The following is a 19,653-nucleotide window of genomic DNA, read 5'->3' as shown; positions in this document are numbered from 1 at the left end:
TCCATTTCTCAAGCGGTATATGACAGCACTAATTATCAGCCTATTGGGTTTGATAATTATATTTTTAATTGGCTCCTGGATCTGGCTCCGACAGAGCTTGCCTATTCTCGATGGAACCATTACCACGGGTAAATTAAAAGACCCAGTTGTTATCGAGCGCGATTCACAGGGAGTGCCATTAATTCATTCTGAAAACCGAAACAGTTCGGCCTTCGCATTGGGCTTTTTACACGCGCAGGAACGTTTTTTCCAAATGGATCTGTTGCGGAGAAGTTCTGCCGGGGAATTATCAGAATTACTGGGCGCGTCCACTATAAAACACGATCAAAAGGTACGTTTGCATCAATTTCGCCAGCGAGCAGAGCGAAACATTGCTGCGATGCCGGCGGAACAAAAGGCCCTTCTGGATCAATATATCAACGGTATTAATTTTGGCCTCAACCAGCTTCCCGCAAAACCCTGGGAGTATTTGTTATTGGGTCAGGAACCGCGCCCCTGGAATTCTGCCGACAGCCTGTTAACTATCTACAGCATGTACCTGACGCTACAAAGTGAACGCGGTAGTTATGAACTTCGCGACACCGCTTTAGCCGAATTGCTTCCATCAGATCTCTACGCTTTCTATTTTCCCCAAGGCGGGCGGTGGGACGCACCACTATTTGGAGAAGCACGAGAAAAGGTTAGCCTCCCAGAAACACCGATTTCTGCACTTTTAGATGAACAGGACACTATCGTTTATCAGGCGATGGAGAGTGATGACAAGATTTACGGCAGTAATAACTGGGTGGTCGGCGGTAATTTAACAGCGCACGGTGGAGCCATTCTTGCCAACGATATGCACCTCGGGCTGAGTGTTCCCAATATCTGGTTCCGAGCAGGCTGGAGCATACCAGGCACCAACCGATTTGTTCGTGGCGTAACCCTTCCAGGCGGCCCAATTATGGTTGCCGGAAGCAACGAATTAGTTGCCTGGGGATTTACCAACACCGGTGGCGACTGGAGTGACCTGATTCCACTGGAACTCAGCGAAGACGGCAATCAATATAAAACGCCTGAAGGCTGGAGGAATTTTGCCTATGAAACAGAATCTATCGCCGTCAAAGGCAGCGACCCAAAAACCATAGAAGTTCGCACAACTATCTGGGGTCCCGTTATCGGTACAAACCACGATGGCGTTCCTCTCGCATTCCGCTGGGTTGCTCACGACACTCTGGGCGGCAATATGAACTTGATTGATATGGAAGTTGTTCGCACCGCCGAAGAAGCTCTGGAGCTTGGCCCCACCATAGGCATCCCTCATCAGAACCTAGTGGTTGGCGATAGTAACGGCAATATTGGTTGGACTGTGGCTGGCGCTATTCCCAAGCGAGTCGGGTTTGATGGCAGTCGATCAATCAGCTGGGCAGATGGTAGTGCCTATTGGGACGGCTATTTAAGCCCCCAGGAGCACCCCCGCCTGTATAACCCGGAGTCCGGCCGAATCTGGAGTGCCAACGCTCGTATCGTTGATGGGGACTATCTCAAACTCATGGGCAACCACGGCTATGCGCTCGGCGCACGTCAGCAACAAATTCGCGAACGGCTTTTCGCTCAAGAAAAATTCAATGAGCAGGACCTTTTAAATATCCAGCTCGACGATCAGGCAGTTTTTCTCGAGCGGTGGCAGCAACACCTCCTCACCTTACTTGAAGATCAGCAAGACTACCGCGAGGTATATACACAGATTCAAAATTGGGGAGGCCGAGCCGCCATCGACTCCGTAGGCTATCGCATCGTTCGCAACTATCGCCTGAAGTTGATGGAGCTTACGACAGCGCCCATTTTGACTTACATGCGCCGCTATCAGCCTAAGTTTTCTTTCGGCCAACTCAAGCGCCAATTTGAATACCCACTTTGGGAAATGGCTCAGCAAGAGCCAAAACAGCTTCTCAACCCGGATTTTGAATCCTGGAAGGCGATAAAGCTCGCCGCTCTGGATCAAGTACTGGAAAAAATGAATCGCAGCAATCAACCCCTTAAGCGTCAATCCTGGGGTGCTGAAAATACGGCAAAGATCCAGCATCCACTGGGCAAAGCAATACCACCGCTGAATTGGTTCCTGGCAATGCCTGCGGAGCCTCTCGCTGGAGATACCCATATGCCCCGCTTCCAGTCTCCCACTCATGGCGCATCCCAGCGCTTAGTGGTTTCACCGGGCCGGGATGCAGACGGTATTTTCCATATGGCCACAGGTCAGAGTGCTCATCCACTCTCACCATTTTTCGGCAACGGCCATCAGGATTGGGTAAAGGGAAACACTTCATCATTTATTGAACGCGAGCCTCGCTACCGACTCACGTTAAATTAGAGGTACCGCAGGGACGCTAAAGTCAGGCAGTCTCATCGAGAATTGCAAAAGACAGAAACGTGGTGAAGAAGGCAAGACTCACAACGAAAGGCAGCACTGGAAAGCACAACATCAGTGCCGCCGATATAATCCAGAGGTTTCTCACCCAACTCTTCTTTTGCTGGTAGTGGTAGGTGTAGCGCCGGGTGTGACTGTCTAGCTGTGCAGGAATTGCTATTTCACGGACCGGTGGGAGAAAAAAGCGCACAGCATTGGTGCAATAAAAGCGAATAAATGCAAGCAGCATATTGAACACCACTCTGAGAGTACCTTTTCAGTATAGGTACTCTCGGCGTCATTGGGTCCCTGCCTTAATCTTCTCGATTTGGCTGATACCACTGAAGCTTTTCATGCAAGCTCACTACCCCACCAATGATGGTGAGTGTTGGCGCTCGAACTTCACTGTTTTCAGCAAGGGCCGGCAAGCTGCTCAAGTCACCGACAACTACTCGCTGGTCTCGCGTAGTGCCCTTTTCAACCAAGGCCGCCGGCGTATTCGCATCGAGCCCGTGTTTAATCAATTCAGCACAAATAGTTTGTAACCCCGTAAGCCCCATATAGAAAACCAGGGTTTGTGCTGGGCCCGCAAGTTCTTGCCAAGGGAGGTCCAACTCACCCTCTTTCAGGTGCCCGGTAATAAAGCGCACAGATTGAGCGTGATCCCGGTGAGTCAGTGGGATACCAGCGTAACTGGCACAACCAGAGGCCGCTGTTATTCCCGGCACCACCTGAAAGGGAATCCCCGCCTCTGACAACTTGTCTATTTCCTCACCGCCTCGACCAAAAATAAAGGGATCGCCTCCCTTAAGCCGCAAAACTTTTCTGCCTTGGCTGGCCAGATCTACCAACAGCTGATTGATATCGTCTTGTGGCACCGCGTGGAAAGCCTTGCGCTTACCCACATAGATCCGCTCTGCATCCCGACGCACCAACTCCATCACTTCCGGTGAAACCAACCGATCGTAAAGCACCACATCTGCCTGCTGCATCAAGCGCAGTGCGCGAAAAGTCAGCAGGTCTGGATCTCCCGGACCTCCACCTACCAGGTAAACCTCACCCACCGGATTGGGGCTCCCCTGCCAGTCTTGTAGCGCATCCACCAGCGCCTGCTCTGCATCTGCTGGTTGCCCCGCCTCCATGCGGTTGGCAACGGGGCCGGCAAAAACCCACTCCCAAAAATTCTTGCGCCGAGACTCTGGCAGCGCTGCCTTAACCCTATCGCGCATCCGTGCCGCCAAAGTTACCAGCGGTCCCAGCCCCGGCGATAGCAGGGCTTCGAGCTGGGCCCTGATTCTGCGCGCCAGTACTGGAGCCGCGCCACCACTGCTGATGCCGATCGATAGATCTCCCCGCTCCACAATGGCCGGGAAAGTAAACGTGCACAACTCTGGCGCGTCCACCGCATTGACAGGTAGGCGCTGAGCCTGGGCATCGGCTGAAACCTGTGCATTCACCGACTCACTATCAGATGCAGCAACGACCAGCCCCGCTTTCTGTAAATACTCGCTCGAATAAACTGATTGAAACCATTCCCCACCAGAATCAGTCACCATTTGCTGAAGCTCATCGGTAATTTCCGGGGATACCACCAATATCCGTGCACCCGCTTTGTGCAATAAGCGAGCTTTACGGGTGGCAATGGAGCCGCCTCCAACAATCAAACAGGGATGATCTTTGACATCAAATGCGAGGGGTAAATAACGCAACTTCTTATTCCATCAAATAGCGGGCAAAGTGAAACTCATGACTACAAACAAAAAAGGGCGAACTCTACGCTCGCCCTTTTGGAGTGCTACGCTCAGGAAGCTGAGATCACTTCCTGGCCTCGCATATAGGGCCGCAATACTTCCGGCACCTCAATACTGCCATCCTCGCGCTGGTAATTTTCCAGAACAGCGATGAGGGTACGACCCACGGCAAGGCCGGAGCCATTCAGTGTATGCACCAATTCGGGCTTATTGGTTTCCGGGTTGCGCCAACGTGCCTTCATTCGGCGCGCCTGGAAGTCACCTACCAGGGAGCAAGAGGATATCTCGCGGTACTTATCCTGGGACGGAATCCAAACTTCAATATCGTATGTCTTTCGAGCAGAGAAACCGATATCGCCACCGCAGAGAATCACTGTGCGGTATGGCAGGTTCAGCTTCTGCAAAATGGTCTCCGCATTTTGCGTCAGGGTTTCCAATGCCTCTTCAGACTGATCCGGGCGCGCCACCCAAACCAGTTCTACCTTTTCAAACTGGTGCTGGCGAATCATGCCACGAGTGTCGCGGCCGTGAGAGCCAGCTTCAGAGCGGAAGCAGGTAGTGTGAGCAACCAATTTATGCGGCAGGCTAGCACTGTCTTCAACAATATGATCGCGATACATATTGGTGAGGGGCACTTCCGCAGTCGGGATCAGGTAGAAACCACGATCATCTTCGAGCTTAAACAGGTCTTCCTCAAATTTAGGCAGCTGGGAAGTGCCGTACAGGGAATCAGCATTCACAACAACCGGCACATTGGTTTCCTGGTAACCATGCTCTTCGGTGTGAGTATCCAGCATAAACTGTGCCAACGCGCGATGCAGACGCGCAACATCACCGCTCATTACCGCAAAGCGGGAGCCGGTGAGCTTCACTGCCATCTCGAAGTCGAGGCCACCAAGGTGTGTGCCCAGGTCTACGTGGTCTTTAACTTCAAAGTCAAAAGTACGCGGCTGGCCCCAGCGGCGAACCTCTACATTATCGTCTTCACTCTCGCCTTCAGGCACTGAGGCATCCGGCAAGTTGGGAATCGCAGACAAGATTGCATCCAACTCTCCCTGCAATTCTGTCAGTGCATGTTTGGCATCTTGCAACTCACCACCGAGGGACTCCACTTCTTTCAAAAGCGGAGCAATATCTTCACCATTCGCCTTGGCACGGCCGATATTTTTCGACTTGCTATTGCGCTCGTTTTGCAAACTCTCGGTGCGCACCTGCAATTCTTTGCGGCGTTCTTCAAGGGCTTCAAGTTTGGCAGTATCCAGTTCTACACCGCGCTTTTTCAGGGCAGCGGCCACCTGGTCCATATCCGTGCGAATCAGTTTGGGATCGAGCATCGTTTCCAGTTCGCCTGTTATCAGGCTCCTACAACAGAGAAGTTAAATTAAAAATACCGTGTCGCCAAAGCGACAGCAGCAGCGGTGGCCAACAAACAACCAACAAGGCTGCCGACAATATAGCCAAGGGCCACCAGCGGCTGGCCATTGTGCCACAGTATCAGGCTTTCGAGGGAGAAAGTGGAAAAGGTTGTCAGTGCGCCGAACATACCGGTCATCAACAGAAGACGCCATTCCTCCCCCAACATGGCGCGGTGAGCGATCAGTACATAAACAATACCGATCAAAAAAGAGCCTGTTAAATTGACAATGATGGTTCCTAGCGGAAACCGGCCCTCAAATACCGGAAAGCTCCAGATACTCACCAGGTGGCGAAGAACTGCCCCAAGTGCGCCGCCCAAGGCGACTGCCAGCCACTGCATTTAGCTGCTTCCTTTCTATCTATTTAGAGTTTCTGTAACGCTGCTTGTCACTCTCGCGATTTAGTCGGCGCAGAGTCTGCAATTTTTCTGAAATTTTTAACTCCAACCCTCGGGGAACCGGCTGGTAGTACTCGCGCTCAGCAATCTCTTCGGGGAAGTAATTCTCTCCCGCAGCAAAAGCATCGGGTTCGTCGTGGGCGTAGCGATACTCCGCACCGTGGGACAGGCTTTTTGCCAGTTTGGTAGGGGCATTGCGCAAATGCACTGGCACTTCATAACTGGGCTCGCGACGAACATCCGCCACGGCACGATTGTAAGCGGAGTAAACTGCATTGCTTTTTGCCGCAACCGCCAGGTAAGTAATGGCTTGGGCAATTGCCAACTCGCCCTCGGGACTCCCCAGGCGCTCCTGCACATCCCAGGCATTCAGCGACAACTGCAAAGCCCTCGGGTCCGCATTGCCGATATCTTCACTAGCCATACGCACGACACGGCGAGCGATATATAACGGGTCGCAGCCTCCATCCAGCATCCGCACAAACCAGTAGAGCGCCGCATCCGGGTCAGACCCCCGCACTGATTTATGCATGGCGGAAATTTGATCGTAAAAATAATCGCCGCCTTTATCAAAACGGCGAACATCGGCACTGAGCACCTCGGCGAGCACGTCTTCATCGACAATCAGTCGCCCGGCCTCCTCTTTGGCCAGATCGCAGGCCACTTCCAGCAAGTTCAAAGCACTGCGGGCATCTCCATCGGCAGCCCTAGCAATCTTGCCCAACACTTCCTCGGGAATGTTGACGCTCCGCTCGCGCAACTGCTGGTCGGTTTGCAGGGCGTAGCGCAGCAACCCCAATAACTCCTCTTCAGGAATGCTGCGCAAAAGATAGACGCGACACCGGGACAGAAGTGCATTGTTCAACTCAAAAGCCGGGTTTTCCGTAGTCGCCCCGACAAAAGTCACAGTGCCCTCCTCCACGTAGGGAAGGAAGGCATCCTGCTGAGCCTTATTAAATCGATGCACTTCATCGACAAATAAAATAGTGTGTCGGCCCGACTGTATCCGGTGCTGTTCAGCTTCGGCCACCGCCTGGCGAATATCTTTCACTCCGGCGAGTACCGCAGACAGAGTGGCAAATCGAGCATCGCACTCTTCAGCTAGCAACCGCGCAAAAGTGGTTTTGCCAACACCGGGTGGGCCCCACAAAATCATTGAGTGCAGTTGGCCGCGCTCTACGGCCTCCCGCAGAGGTTTGCCCTCCCCCAATAAATGCGACTGGCCCACATAGTGGGCCAGGGAATTCGGCCGCATACGGGCCGCGAGGGGTTGGTGGGTTTTGGGAGTATCGAACAGATCACTCATCTTTAATAATGTCAGTACCGGCCGGGGGCTTAAAATCAAATATAGAAGCGGATAGTTTTGGATTCGCCTCCATACCACTGAACTGAATTTCAGTGGTTTGTCCCATACCATCGCGCACGGTCATTGCCGACGGCAAGCCATTTTTGGCAAATCGAATTTCCATGGCTTTAAAAGGGGCCGAGGGGTTCTTGGGGGTCAGGTGATAAACCCCTTCTTTCTGGCTCACATTAAACGAGCCCCGTATTTCCTCTACTTTGCCCCCCAGCAATAGGGCTGGGGTATCCTTAATACGGGCATCCACTGGGCGAACTGTCACCTGCTCCAGATCCGGATCGTACAGCCAGAGTGTCTTGTTGTTTGTCACCAGTAACTGGGGATAAGGCTCACCGGTTTTCCAGCGCAATTTGCCCGGGCGCTGCACAGAGAAGCTACCATTGCTCTTTTGTGTGACCTCGCCACGCTCGTCGATCAATGTCTGTTTGAAATTACCCGAAATCGCTTCCAACGGCTTGAGTAAATCGCTCAGGTCATCGGTGGCATCAGCCCAGGCCGCGCTGGCGGTAACACTGATTGAAAGCAGCAGACCCTGCAGAATTCTTTTCATAGTGGAGTCCCAACGTATTGATTTCCTTAAAGATTAACCCCGACTAAGTGAACGGAGGCTTAACCCGCCACTGCTCCAAGGGCCAAACTCCTATCAGGCTGGCGGCGGTGCCAGCACCTCTCGATTGCCGTTGTGGCCCGCCGCAGATATCACCCCGGCAGCCTCCATGGCGTCAATAATTCGAGCCGCGCGATTGTAACCAATCCGCAGCTGACGCTGCACAGAGGAAATTGACGCCTTGCGGGATTTAGTGACGAAAGCTACGGCTTCGTCGTAGAGCGCATCGGCTTCAGGATCTTCATCCTCACCGCCTTCAGACTGTAATCCAGGCACGGGGATACTGTTATTACTATCGTCGACAATACCATCGATATAATCAGGCTCACCGCGACGGCCCCAATCGGCGACAACTTTATGCACTTCGTGATCGTCGACAAAAGCGCCGTGGACACGAACAGGAACACCACTTCCAGGCGGTAAGTACAACATGTCACCATGACCGAGCAGCTGCTCCGCACCGCCCTGGTCGAGGATTGTGCGGGAATCCACCTTGGACGAAACCTGAAAACCGATTCGAGTAGGTACGTTAGCTTTAATCAAGCCGGTAATAACATCCACCGACGGACGCTGGGTTGCAAGCAGTAAGTGGATCCCAGCTGCACGGGCTTTTTGTGCGATTCGCGCGATCAGCTGTTCGACCTTTTTACCGACGATCATCATCATGTCGGCAAATTCATCAATCACGACAACAATGGCAGGCAGTGCTTTCAGGGCCGGTGCGGTTTGTTCATCTTCCGGCACGCTGGAGGCGGGATCTGGCTGCCAGATAGGATCGATCAGCGGCTCCCCGGCCTCTTCCGCCTCTTTCACTTTGCGGTTAAAGCCTGCGAGGTTTCTCACCCCCATTGCTGCCATCAACTTGTAGCGGCGCTCCATTTCTCCAACACACCAACGCAAACCATTGGCGGCATCGTTCATATCGGTGATGACCGGGGTCAACAAATGCGGAATGCCCTCGTACACCGAGAGCTCCAGCATTTTTGGGTCCACCAGAATCAGGCGGACCTCATCGGGCGTGGATTTGTACAGCAGGCTCAACAACATAACGTTGATACCCACGGATTTACCCGAACCGGTGGTACCCGCTACCAGCAAGTGAGGCATCTTGGCCAGATCGGCCACCACCGGCTGACCGGAAATATCGTGACCGAGCGCCAGAGTCAGCGGCGATTTGGCATTATCGTAGACATCTGCCGACAACACTTCACTGAGGCGTACCATCTGTCGATTTTCGTTAGGGATTTCGATACCCACAACCGACTTGCCTGGGATTACCTCGACCACACGCACACTGATCACCGCCAGTGAGCGCGCCAGGTCTTTTGCCAGATTGGAAATCTTGCTCACCTTTACACCGGGAGCTGGCTGAATTTCAAAGCGGGTTACTACCGGTCCCGGCAGCACAGATACCACTTCGGCAACAACGCCGAAGTCTTTCAGCTTAAGTTCCAACAGGCGTGACAGCGCTTCCAGGGATTCCCGGGAGAAGCCGGCCTTCTTGTTTTGATCTGCTGGATCGAGTAGACCCAACGGCGGCAGGGTTCCAGTAACCGGGCCACTCTTGAAAAGCTCTCGCTGTTTTTCCTTTGCTGCCCGAGGACTCTGCTTCGGCTTGGGGGCAGTGGGCTCAATCTTCGGGGGAATTCGTTTGGCAACTCGCTGTTTCTCTTCCTCCACAGCCGCCTTGCGCACGACAATCGCCTCTCTGGCCACCCTCCGCTCATTGCGCTTTTGGCGCCAGCGTTGATAGAAACTGCCCAGTAAGGCAAAAAAGCCGAGCACATTCTTGCCGATTGCCTCTGCCAATTTGAGCCACGACAAACCTGTAAAAACAGTGACACCGATAGCAAATATCGCCAGCAGTAAAATGGTTGCCCCTACATAGCCGAGGCTAGAACCCAGGGCAGACGCCATCGCACTGCCGATGATGCCTCCGTTGGTAAACGGCAATGGGTTTTCTGCGGGATCAAAACAAAGAGTCGCCATTGCCGCCCCGCTGACAAGAACCAGCAGCAAGCCAAATATCCTCAAAGCAAATAGCGGCAAATGGAAGCGGGCATTGCGATCGCGAAGAATGTGATAGGCCCGCAGACCAATCAGCAAGGGGAACAGGTAAGCCATCCATCCGAGCAAAGACAAACACACATCTGCCAGCCAAGCACCGGCTGGCCCAATGGCATTGTGCACTTGTTGGGTACTGCCAGTTTGCGACCAGCCCGGATCTTCTGCGCTAAAGCTTAACAGGCTAATGGCGAGCAACAGGGCACCAGCCAGCAAACTGATCAGGGCCCCCTCGCGAACGAGTCGGGCGATCAATGAGTCTGGCAATGCATTGCTCTCTGCAGGGCTTTTTTCAGTTGCGCTTTCGGCCTTCAATGGCTTACCTCAATAATGCTGTACTTTTTATGTCCACATGAACTTGGCGATGTCTACCTGGGACCTGAATCCCCATGCCGCCCGACAAAATTCTGTATTGCTTACAGAAGAAAGCAACTCAATCAGGCTATTTTACAATCTACGCTTTCAGATTGCGCCTTACGATCCCTGACGCCAAGTAGTTTTTTGTTGTTTGGCGGCAGTATCGAAAAACCTGGAGCGCTTCCTAGCCAGTATTCTCTTCTAAATTTATCGGTTTGTACGTGCGATAGATGCAATTTGGAATCATCATCGAGATATCCTGCCCTGAATCCTCCCAGCAAACCTCATCAATAATCGCCTGGGTAACTCTCTCGCGGAGGTAACTATTCAGAATTTCCAATTTGTATTGATCCCCGCCCAACTCTGTTTTTAATTTGTCTTGAGTACTATCTCGGTAATAGGTTCTGGATACCCGCTCTGCTTGCGAAAAGCCTGCATCGCTGAGCAATTGTAACAACTGGTCTTCCCGCAAAAAGAACCGATCCAAGAGCAACGATTCACGGTGTGTCAGCGCTGACAATTTTCGCTTTTGGGCACACAGTAAATCTTGGACCCCGGCAGACGCCGGCATCAAGTCCCAAACCAACAGCGGACCTCCCGGCTTCAAAACCCGATAACACTCCTGGAGAACCAGGGGCTGATCTTTATAAGGCACTTCGTGCAGGCCCATTCTGATTGCCACAGCATCAAATAATTCACTGGGATATGGCAAGTTTCTTCCGTCACCTATAGTGATATCGGCAGCTAGCAATTGAATATTTGGGTCAAGGTTTTCAAGCTGCGAAGGGTGGGAATCGCACAAGCTACATTGAATAATAACCCCATGAGCTTTGGCAAACTTAAGCAGGTAGCTACTCAGGACTCCCCTGCCACACATCAAGTCGAGAACTCGACAACCATTGCTGAGGCCCAGCGCCATAGCAAACTTCTCGAGTTCTTCTGGCTCACCCGCGCAAGTAACCGCCCCACCTCCTGTATCACCATATCCATCAGAGACAATTTCACAGCGTATTTGCAAGTTAAGCGCGGTAAATAGATCCAGCAGGTGGGGTGGGCCATGTAAGCTCGCCCGGTGATCGCCATCGGGCTCCAGATCAATGGAAAAACGCAACGAATAACTATCGTCGATAATTTCGGCTACGAAAGCCTGGGCCTCCTCACTAAGGGTCAGAAAAGTTTTAGGATGCCCCAACTGCTCTCGCTTCAGGTTTAAGGGTATGAACTTTCTTTTATAGCGCATAACGATCCTCAACCCACTAGGGTTTGGGCACTTACTCGAAGTCACTGGCCTCTATGACGCTCACACACTCAATACATCTAACAATCCGTAATTCTAATTTGTGACACTCCATTCTCCCCCTATCAAAGCCAGCAGCAGTTACCTCAGATTGGAACTTTTTTACATTTTTCCAGCTCTTACGGCCAGCTTTGGCGCAAACTCCGATTTGAGCCAAAGCTCTAGCAAGGTCAAAGAGAGTTGAATAGGTAGGATCAATCGAACAAATTAAGGCAAACTATTTCGCCGAATGGTAAATATCGCCTATTATATCGCCCAATTTAATAGTCTCGCCTGATCAAAAAATGGACGGGCATATGGACTCCCAGCCCATTGGGTAAACTTCGCAAATTGAGAGTTTTAAAGAGTACTTCATGAGCAATAACCATCATCGACTGATCATCCTCGGCTCAGGCCCTGCCGGCTACACCGCGGCTATCTACGCTGCACGGGCAAACCTGAACCCGGTTGTTATCACGGGTATGCAACAGGGTGGGCAGCTGACCACCACCACTGAAGTCGAGAACTGGCCGGGCGGTATTCCGGAGCTTCAAGGTCCGGACCTGATGGTGCAAATGCAGCAGCACGCAGAGCGCTTCGAGACAGAAATCATCTTCGATCACATCGAATCTGTTGATCTGAAACAGCGCCCTTTCACCTTGAAAGGCAACGAAACTTACACCTGTGACTCGCTGATTATCGCCACTGGCGCCTCAGCTCAGTACCTGGGCCTACCTTCTGAGGAAGCCTTCCAGGGACGCGGTGTCAGCGCCTGTGCGACCTGTGACGGATTCTTCTATCGCGACCAGAAAGTTGCTGTTGTCGGTGGTGGCAACACCGCCGTGGAAGAGGCCTTGTACCTCTCCAATATCGCCAGTGAAGTGACCCTGATTCACCGCCGCGACGAGCTTCGCGCAGAAAAAATCCTTCAGGACCGCCTGATGGATAAAGTGGAAAACGGCAATATCAATGTCTGCTGGCACAACACCCTGGACGAAGTGCTCGGTGACGACAACGGTGTAACTGGGCTGCGCCTGCGCAACACCCAGGACGACACCACTACAGAGCTGGACGTTTCCGGTGTATTTATTGCTATCGGTCACAAACCGAATACCGGTATCTTTGAAGGCCAGCTTGAAATGAATGGTGGTTACCTCATTGTGGAGAGCGGCCTGAACGGCAATGCCACTCAGACTTCTGTTCCCGGTGTATTTGCCGCAGGTGACGTATCCGACCATATTTACCGCCAGGCGGTAACTTCTGCGGGTACCGGCTGTATGGCCGCCCTGGACGCCGAGCGCTTCCTCGACGCCGAGAAGTAAGTCAAATCCCCGGGCAGAGCTTTTCTGCCCGGTATCCCCCTCTACCGACAGGAGTCAGATCGTGGCAGGGAACACCCAAAGCCGCCTGATGTGGCTCGACCACACCGTTGTTGATTTTCCCCCAACTGAATTCGCACTGGATGACCCCAATGGCTTGCTGGCGGCCGGAGGAGACCTGACTCCCGAGTGGCTGGTTGAAGCCTATCAAAGAGGGGTCTTCCCCTGGTATTCAGATGACCAGCCGATCTTGTGGTGGAGCCCCTCCCCTCGCTGCGTGGTTATCCCGCAAAACTTTCGTATTGGCCGCACTTTGCGCAAAGTATTGCGCCGAGGAACCTTTTCGGTCACCTTCGACCAAGCCTTTCCCGAGGTAATTGAGGCCTGCCGTGCCCCCCGGGCGGATGAAACCGGCACATGGATCACCGATGAGATGTGCGACGCCTATATCGACATGCACCATCAGGGGTTTGCCCACTCAGTGGAGGTTTGGCGCGACGGTCAACTCGTTGGCGGACTCTATGGTACTGCGCTGGGGCGAGTGTTCTTTGGGGAGTCGATGTTTCACCGGGAGACAGACGCTTCAAAAGTCGCTTTTGTCCACCTCGTTCGGCAATTAGAATTGTGGGGCTGCCCACTGATCGACTGCCAGGTGAGCAATCCTCATCTCAGCAGCCTTGGGGCGGTGGAAATGTGTCGTAAGGATTTCGAACAACTGCTGGCAGACGGCGTTAAGCAGCCGCCTTTCCCGCAGCCCTGGAAGCTTTCGTGGACTTATGGGTAAATACTCTCAGCTGGATTCAGTGCGCCTATTGGCCACCCTGCCCCACCCCTGCGGTTACCTGCCGGATCGGGAGGCAACAACGGTGTTTGTCGATCCGCAAACAGAAGTGGATCAGCGTCTGTACAACCGCCTGTCAGAGCTGGGGTTCCGGCGCAGTGGTGCCTACCTCTATCGCCCCCAGTGCGCGACCTGTCGCGCCTGTATACCGGCTCGCGTGCCTGTGAGCCTGTTTGTCCCTGACCGCAACCAGAGACGCTGTTGGAAGCGCAACAAGGACCTGGACATATTCCATATCGAGTCCATCGATACAGATGAGCATTACGAACTCTACGCCCGCTATATCGAGCAGCGCCACGCCGATGGGGAGATGTATCCACCCAGCCGGGAACAATACCGCAGCTTCCTAAGCCAGGCTTGGGGGTCTACTCGCTATATTGAGCTGAGAGCCCGCGGCAAGTTGGTGGCAGTGGCGGTAACAGATATCCTGACTGCCGGGTTATCGGCCATCTATACTTTCTTCGATCCCGATGAGGACAAACGGAGCCTGGGCAGTTACTGCATCCTCTACCAGATCGAATGGGCCCGGCGCTTGGGACTACCTAATCTCTACCTGGGGTACTGGATTGAGAAGTGCCACAAAATGGCCTATAAAAGCCAATTTCGCCCCATCGAAATGTTAAAAGAAAACCGCTGGAGCCTTAAATCGCTCTAGTTCAACACACTCTCCCTTTGCTCTATCTTGCCTTTTCGTGCAAAATGCTCGCCCGTCAAGCCGCGGCTAGGCCAAAGAGCCTCCGGGGTAAAGGTCTGATCAAGTTATTGTAAGGTTGCTGCCGCATGGCAAAAGACGATTATATTGAAATGGAAGGCGAGGTGATCGACACCCTGCCGAACACCACTTTCCGCGTAAAGCTGGAAAACGGACACGTGGTAATTGCGCATATCTCTGGAAAGATGCGTAAAAACTACATTCGCATTCTCACCGGCGACAAGGTGAAAGTGGAGCTGACTCCATACGACCTGAGCAAGGGCCGCATTACGTACCGCGCGCGCTAATTCGCTCAGAGGCCAAATTCCGCAAGGCAATTTGACCTGAAATAAAAAAGCCACCTCTCGGTGGCTTTTTTATTGCTTGACTGAAGCTAATTTACTTTAGGCGGGCACCGCCGTTTTAATCGCCAGCTCATCATCTTCAATAGTGACGCAAACACGCCCACCCTCTTCTGCCAACTCACCAAAGAGCACGGCTTCTGCCAGAGGCTTGCGCAGCTTGTCGCGAATCAGACGGGACATAGGCCTCGCACCCATCTTCTCGTCATAACCCCGCACCGCCAACCACTCTCGAGCCTCATCATCTACAACCAGTGTCACCTTGGAGTCATCCAACTGGGCCTGCAACTCAACGATAAACTTATCCACCACCGTCTTCACGACATCCAGAGGCAGAGAGCGGAATTGAATAATATTATCGAGGCGATTGCGGAACTCCGGGGTAAACATCTTCTTGATCTCCTCCATTCCATCGGTGGAGTGATCTTGATGGGAGAAACCAATTGAACGACGGCTCATCACCTCAGCGCCCGCATTGGTTGTCATAATCAGGATGACATTGCGGAAGTCCGCTTTGCGGCCGTTGTTATCAGTTAGGGTACCGTGATCCATCACCTGCAAAAGCAGATTGAATACTTCGGGGTGTGCTTTCTCAATTTCATCGAGCAGCACAACACTGTGAGGGTGCTTGGTTACCGAGTCTGTCAGTAAACCACCCTGGTCAAAACCTACATACCCAGGGGGCGCGCCGATCAGGCGGGAAACCGTATGGCGCTCCATATACTCAGACATATCGAAGCGAATCAGCTCGATACCCATCACCTTCGCCAATTGGCGGCAGAGCTCTGTCTTGCCGACTCCGGTGGGGCCCGAAAATAGGAAGGAGCCGATGGGTTTCTCTTCAGAACCCAGGCCGGCGCGACTCAGCTTAATCGCAGTACCCAGGGCATCAATCGCGCTGTCCTGCCCAAACACCACCATTTTGAGGTTGTCATCCAGGCGTGATAACTGCTCCTTGTCAGAAGCAGACACGCTCTTGGCAGGTATTCTCGCCATCTTGGCGATAACCATCTCAATCTCACAAACCCCAATAACCTCTTTGCGGTCCTCTTCAGGCAGCAAAGATTGGTAGGCTCCCGCCTCATCGATTACATCAATGGCCTTATCTGGGAGGAATCGCTCGGTGATGTGACGACTGGATAGCTGCGCAGCAGCATCCAAAGCTCCATCGGTAAAGCGGACCTTGTGGTGATCCTCAAAGCAGCTTCTGAGCCCCTGCAATATTTGCACGGTCTCTTCCACTGAGGGCTCACTGACATCGATCTTTTGAAAACGGCGCGACAGCGCGCGATCTTTTTCAAAGATACCGCGATATTCAGTAAAAGTAGTGGAGCCTATGCAGCGCAATTGACCGCTGGAAAGTAGCGGCTTAAGCAGGTTGGAGGCATCCATGACGCCTCCTGAAGCGGCGCCGGCCCCGATGATGGTGTGGATCTCATCAATAAACAGTACGGCGTGCTCACGCTTCTTGAGCTCCGCCAGCAGCGCCTTAAAGCGCTTCTCAAAATCACCGCGATACTTGGTCCCCGCCAGCAGGGAGCCGAGATCCAGAGAGTAAATAGTGCTCTCTTTCAAAGGTTCGGGGATATCCTCATCGACAATACGCCGTGCCAAGCCCTCAGCAATTGCCGTCTTGCCGACACCGGACTCACCCACCAACAGTGGATTGTTCTTGCGGCGACGAGCGAGAACCTGCGTGACACGCTCCACCTCAGGTGCACGCCCCACAAGCGGATCAATACGACCAAGAATTGCCTCTTGATTGAGGTTGGTGGCATAGCTTTCCAGGGGGTCGGAACCACCTGGCTCAGCGCCCCCACTAATTTCCTCATCTACCTGCTCAGGTGCAGTATCGGAACCGTGATGGTGATTATTACCACTGGAGCCAACGCGGGAAATTCCGTGGGTGATGTAGTTAACTACGTCTATCCGGGCAACACTCTGCTGCTTCAAGTAGTAAACAGCCTGGCTCTCCTGCTCACAGAAAATGGCGACCAGGACATTAGCCCCTGTAACTTCCTTTTTACCGGATGACTGGACATGGAATACGGCCCTCTGCAGGACCCTCTGAAAACCCAATGTCGGCTGGGTTTCTCGATCTGTATCGGCCTCCGGGATCAACGGTGTTGTGGAGTCCACAAACTCCAGGAGTTCACGGCGCAATGCACTTAAATCCGCCCCGCACGCATGTAGAACATCTGCTGCGGATTCGTTATCCAAGAGCGCCAGCAATAGGTGCTCAACGGTCATGAATTCATGCCGTTTCGCTCGAGCACCTTTGAACGCTAGATTAAGCGTTACCTCTAAGTCCTTGCTGAGCATCTAAACCTCAAACCCTAATCGCCAATATTTCCCGCCGACTCCGCTGGTAGGCGCGCACCCTTCGCCGGCGTTTATATCCTGGCTGATTCCCTTCAGGTGACGGGACCCTTTGTTCAAAGCAGTTTTTGTCAGAATCAATCCTCTTTGCTTTCGTCCGCTTCAATTTCACATAACAGGGGATGCTCATTCTCTTGAGCGAACTGATTGACCTGTGCGGCCTTTGTCTCCGCTATATCCCGAGTATAGACACCACACACTGCTTTTCCCCGTGTGTGAACCTGCAACATTAACTGTGTGGCGCGCTCCCGGTTTACTGAAAAAAACAACTCCAAAGTCTCAACAACAAAATCCATGGGGGTGTAGTCATCATTGAGCATAACGACTTTATACATCGGCGGCCGCTTCAGCTGCGGCGGCGCCTCCTCAAGGGCCAACCCACCATCGAAATCATCGAAGTACGGGTTGTCTCCATCGGAGTCACTGGAGCTTAGTTTAATGATTCGCGAAGTACTCATAACAATTATCAATGAATTCTATCGAGCCTGAAAATTGCACCCAATGCAACCTTCAATGACGTGACATTGTAACCTTATTTGACCTTTGACACAGCGGTCAGCGGGGAACCTTGACAATCCCCCAGCTGTTGACTACAAGAGGTAGTGACCGCTACATCAAACGTTAGTCGCAGATAGGATCGCAGCCGACTAACCAGCAGGTCAAATAAATATAAAAACTCTGTAAGGTGGCCAGGGGCCACTCAGGCAATTAGAGGGAATCGTTATGCCTACCGGTACTGTAAAGTGGTTCAACAACGCTAAGGGATATGGGTTTATTCTTGCAGATGAGGGAGGGGAGGATCTGTTCGCGCACTATTCCGCAATTCAGATGGAAGGCTACCGAACCCTGAAGGCCGGCCAGCAAGTCACCTTCGATATTATTCGAGGAGACAAGGGCTACCACGCTGCAAATATCTCCGCATTGACCTCCGAAACCACTTCACCCAACACTTCGAGCAAAAGCGAATCTGATGCAGTACACACAGAAAAGTCGCGGGAGAAGGAAGCGGAAGCTGTCGGCTAAGCGAGTCCAGCAAACAGACAATAAAAAAGCCCTTCACCAATGTGAAGGGCTTTTTTCATGGGACTCGGGCCAACTTAAAGCCAGCCCAGCCTCACGGATGTAGCTTAAGCCATGTGCTTGATAACTTCGTCACCAAACGCAGAACAGGACTTCAGCTCAGCACCGTCCATCAGACGCTCGAAATCGTAGGTTACAGTTTTGGCTTCGATAGCACCTTCCATACCCTTGATTACCAGGTCAGCAGCTTCGTTCCAGCCCAGGTGACGCAGCATCATCTCAGCGGAAAGAATTAGGGAGCCCGGGTTAACCTTGTCCTGGCCAGCGTACTTAGGCGCAGTACCGTGGGTTGCTTCGAACAGGGCAACGTCGTCGGACAGGTTTGCGCCCGGAGCGATACCAATACCACCAACCTGTGCAGCCAGTGCGTCAGACAGGTAGTCGCCGTTCAGGTTCAGGGTAGCAATTACGTCGTACTCAGCCGGACGCAGCAGGATCTGCTGCAGCATAGCGTCAGCAATTACGTCCTTAACAACGATTTCCTTGCCAGTCTTCGGGTTCTTGAAGCTGTGCCAGGGGCCGCCGTCCAGCGGCTGAGCGCCAAACTCGTCGCGAGCCAGCTCGTAACCCCAATCAGCGAAGGCACCTTCGGTGAACTTCATGATGTTGCCTTTGTGTACCAGGGTTACAGAATCGCGATCCTGATCCACAGCGTACTGGATGGCCTTGCGCACGAGACGCTTGGTACCTTCTGCAGAAACCGGCTTAACACCGATACCACAGTTCTCAGGGAAACGGATCTTCTTAACACCCATCTCGTCCTGCAGGAACTTGATAACTTTCTTAGCTTCGTCAGTGTCAGCTTTCCACTCGATACCAGCGTAGATATCTTCGGAGTTTTCACGGAAGATAACCATGTCTACCTTGTTCGGCTCTTTAACCGGAGAAGGTACACCGCTGAACCAGCGCACCGGGCGCTGACATACGTACAGATCCAACTCCTGACGCAGGGCTACGTTCAAGGAACGGAAGCCGCCGCCTACTGGAGTGGTCAGGGGGCCTTTGATGCTAACAACGTAGTCTTTGATCGCTTCCAGAGTTTCAGCCGGGAACCAGTCGCCAGCGTAAGTCTCTGCCGCTTTCTCACCGCAGTAGATTTCCATCCACTCGATTTTCTTTTCGCCGCCGAAAGCTTTTTCTACAGACGCGTCGATCACCTTGCGCATTACCGGGGTGATATCCACACCGATGCCGTCACCCTCGATGAAAGGAATAACCGGGCGATTCGGAACATTCAGCGAACCGTCGGAATTGACTGTAACTTTTTCGCCGTCTGCCGGCACTTGGATATGACCCATATTGCGTAAACTCCCAAAATTCTATGACTTTTTAGGTCCAGCGTTGCTTGCACCGCTCCCCCGGGACCTTAG

17 protein-coding genes are annotated in these 19,653 nt (G+C 52.8%); 6 read left to right on the top strand and 11 right to left on the bottom strand.

The genetic code is table 11. The annotated features are described in order from the left end of the window. Positions 1 to 19 precede the first annotated feature (19 nt). On the top strand, positions 20 to 2,347 hold the full coding sequence (locus QT397_13885) for a penicillin acylase family protein (protein WNZ58381.1): 2,328 nt from the start codon (positions 20 to 22) through the stop codon (positions 2,345 to 2,347). Positions 2,348 to 2,369: 22 nt separating this feature from the next. On the opposite strand, the gene QT397_13880 is transcribed toward QT397_13885, so the two are convergent. The 8 genes from QT397_13880 to QT397_13845 form a co-directional block, all read right to left on the bottom strand. Continuing rightward, the gene (locus QT397_13880; protein ID WNZ58380.1) at positions 2,370 to 2,633 is read right to left on the bottom strand and encodes a hypothetical protein; all 264 of its coding nucleotides are present in this window, start codon (positions 2,631 to 2,633) and stop codon (positions 2,370 to 2,372) included. Between the two features lie 64 nt (positions 2,634 to 2,697). After that, positions 2,698 to 4,092: a siroheme synthase CysG gene (cysG, locus tag QT397_13875; GenBank protein ID WNZ58379.1), complete on the bottom strand. Its 1,395-nt coding sequence runs from the start codon at positions 4,090 to 4,092 to the stop codon at positions 2,698 to 2,700. Positions 4,093 to 4,184: 92 nt separating this feature from the next. Further along, complete coding sequence (serS, locus tag QT397_13870) at positions 4,185 to 5,468, bottom strand: serine--tRNA ligase (GenBank protein ID WNZ58378.1); 1,284 nt, start codon at positions 5,466 to 5,468, stop codon at positions 4,185 to 4,187. Between the two features lie 47 nt (positions 5,469 to 5,515). Further along, positions 5,516 to 5,890 (bottom strand): fluoride efflux transporter CrcB, encoded by a 375-nt coding sequence (crcB, locus tag QT397_13865; protein ID WNZ58377.1) that lies wholly within the window; start codon positions 5,888 to 5,890, stop codon positions 5,516 to 5,518. A 19-nt stretch (positions 5,891 to 5,909) separates the two neighbouring features. Beyond that, complete coding sequence (locus QT397_13860; GenBank protein ID WNZ58376.1) at positions 5,910 to 7,253, bottom strand: replication-associated recombination protein A; 1,344 nt, start codon at positions 7,251 to 7,253, stop codon at positions 5,910 to 5,912. Continuing rightward, entirely contained in the window at positions 7,246 to 7,857 is a 612-nt protein-coding gene (gene lolA / locus QT397_13855; GenBank protein WNZ58375.1) for an outer membrane lipoprotein chaperone LolA, read from the bottom strand. Before lolA ends, QT397_13860 begins: the two co-directional genes overlap by 8 nt. 93 nt (positions 7,858 to 7,950) lie before the next feature. Beyond that, positions 7,951 to 10,293, bottom strand: coding sequence for a DNA translocase FtsK 4TM domain-containing protein (locus tag QT397_13850; protein ID WNZ58374.1), 2,343 nt, complete (start codon positions 10,291 to 10,293; stop codon positions 7,951 to 7,953). A gap of 226 nt (positions 10,294 to 10,519) precedes the next feature. Beyond that, a complete protein-coding gene (locus QT397_13845; protein WNZ58373.1) occupies positions 10,520 to 11,575 on the bottom strand; it encodes a methyltransferase domain-containing protein in 1,056 nt (351 codons plus the stop codon). Positions 11,576 to 11,985: 410 nt separating this feature from the next. Here QT397_13845 and trxB point away from each other — a divergent pair, with 410 nt between their 5' ends. From trxB to infA, 4 genes are all read left to right on the top strand, one after another. Further along, positions 11,986 to 12,933: a thioredoxin-disulfide reductase gene (trxB, locus tag QT397_13840; protein WNZ58372.1), complete on the top strand. Its 948-nt coding sequence runs from the start codon at positions 11,986 to 11,988 to the stop codon at positions 12,931 to 12,933. Positions 12,934 to 12,994: 61 nt separating this feature from the next. After that, positions 12,995 to 13,714, top strand: a complete 720-nt coding sequence (gene aat, locus QT397_13835; GenBank protein WNZ58371.1) for a leucyl/phenylalanyl-tRNA--protein transferase — start codon at positions 12,995 to 12,997, stop codon at positions 13,712 to 13,714. Beyond that, positions 13,707 to 14,426 (top strand): arginyltransferase, encoded by a 720-nt coding sequence (locus QT397_13830; GenBank protein ID WNZ58370.1) that lies wholly within the window; start codon positions 13,707 to 13,709, stop codon positions 14,424 to 14,426. The genes aat and QT397_13830 overlap by 8 nt, the downstream gene beginning before the upstream one ends. Before the next feature lie 125 nt (positions 14,427 to 14,551). After that, positions 14,552 to 14,770, top strand: coding sequence for a translation initiation factor IF-1 (gene infA, locus QT397_13825; GenBank protein ID WNZ58369.1), 219 nt, complete (start codon positions 14,552 to 14,554; stop codon positions 14,768 to 14,770). 96 nt (positions 14,771 to 14,866) lie between these two features. Here the strand turns inward: infA and clpA are convergent, their stop codons facing one another. Both clpA and clpS read right to left on the bottom strand, forming a co-directional pair. After that, a complete protein-coding gene (gene clpA, locus QT397_13820) occupies positions 14,867 to 17,146 on the bottom strand; it encodes an ATP-dependent Clp protease ATP-binding subunit ClpA (protein ID WNZ58368.1) in 2,280 nt (759 codons plus the stop codon). 134 nt (positions 17,147 to 17,280) lie between these two features. Beyond that, a complete protein-coding gene (clpS, locus tag QT397_13815) occupies positions 17,281 to 17,661 on the bottom strand; it encodes an ATP-dependent Clp protease adapter ClpS (GenBank protein ID WNZ58367.1) in 381 nt (126 codons plus the stop codon). 265 nt (positions 17,662 to 17,926) lie between these two features. Here clpS and cspD point away from each other — a divergent pair, with 265 nt between their 5' ends. After that, positions 17,927 to 18,226, top strand: coding sequence for a cold shock domain-containing protein CspD (gene cspD / locus QT397_13810; protein ID WNZ58366.1), 300 nt, complete (start codon positions 17,927 to 17,929; stop codon positions 18,224 to 18,226). Positions 18,227 to 18,330: 104 nt separating this feature from the next. On the opposite strand, the gene icd is transcribed toward cspD, so the two are convergent. Then, positions 18,331 to 19,581 (bottom strand): NADP-dependent isocitrate dehydrogenase, encoded by a 1,251-nt coding sequence (icd, locus tag QT397_13805; protein WNZ58365.1) that lies wholly within the window; start codon positions 19,579 to 19,581, stop codon positions 18,331 to 18,333. Between the last annotated feature and the right edge of the window lie 72 nt (positions 19,582 to 19,653).

The organism is Microbulbifer sp. MKSA007 (genome assembly GCA_032615215.1).
In the GTDB taxonomy this organism is placed as follows: domain Bacteria; phylum Pseudomonadota; class Gammaproteobacteria; order Pseudomonadales; family Cellvibrionaceae; genus Microbulbifer.
This window is presented reverse-complemented; position numbering and strand designations above follow the sequence as displayed.

Coding starts and splice junctions, on each gene's coding strand:
- QT397_13885 (WNZ58381.1), top strand. CDS start 20: ATGACAGCACTAATTATCAGCCTATTGGGTTTGATAATTATATTTTTA.
- QT397_13880 (WNZ58380.1), bottom strand. CDS start 2,633: ATGCTGCTTGCATTTATTCGCTTTTATTGCACCAATGCTGTGCGCTTT.
- serS (WNZ58378.1), bottom strand. CDS start 5,468: ATGCTCGATCCCAAACTGATTCGCACGGATATGGACCAGGTGGCCGCT.
- crcB (WNZ58377.1), bottom strand. CDS start 5,890: ATGCAGTGGCTGGCAGTCGCCTTGGGCGGCGCACTTGGGGCAGTTCTT.
- QT397_13860 (WNZ58376.1), bottom strand. CDS start 7,253: ATGAGTGATCTGTTCGATACTCCCAAAACCCACCAACCCCTCGCGGCC.
- lolA (WNZ58375.1), bottom strand. CDS start 7,857: ATGAAAAGAATTCTGCAGGGTCTGCTGCTTTCAATCAGTGTTACCGCC.
- QT397_13845 (WNZ58373.1), bottom strand. CDS start 11,575: ATGCGCTATAAAAGAAAGTTCATACCCTTAAACCTGAAGCGAGAGCAG.
- trxB (WNZ58372.1), top strand. CDS start 11,986: ATGAGCAATAACCATCATCGACTGATCATCCTCGGCTCAGGCCCTGCC.
- QT397_13830 (WNZ58370.1), top strand. CDS start 13,707: ATGGGTAAATACTCTCAGCTGGATTCAGTGCGCCTATTGGCCACCCTG.
- infA (WNZ58369.1), top strand. CDS start 14,552: ATGGCAAAAGACGATTATATTGAAATGGAAGGCGAGGTGATCGACACC.
- clpA (WNZ58368.1), bottom strand. CDS start 17,146: ATGCTCAGCAAGGACTTAGAGGTAACGCTTAATCTAGCGTTCAAAGGT.
- clpS (WNZ58367.1), bottom strand. CDS start 17,661: ATGAGTACTTCGCGAATCATTAAACTAAGCTCCAGTGACTCCGATGGA.
- cspD (WNZ58366.1), top strand. CDS start 17,927: ATGCCTACCGGTACTGTAAAGTGGTTCAACAACGCTAAGGGATATGGG.
- icd (WNZ58365.1), bottom strand. CDS start 19,581: ATGGGTCATATCCAAGTGCCGGCAGACGGCGAAAAAGTTACAGTCAAT.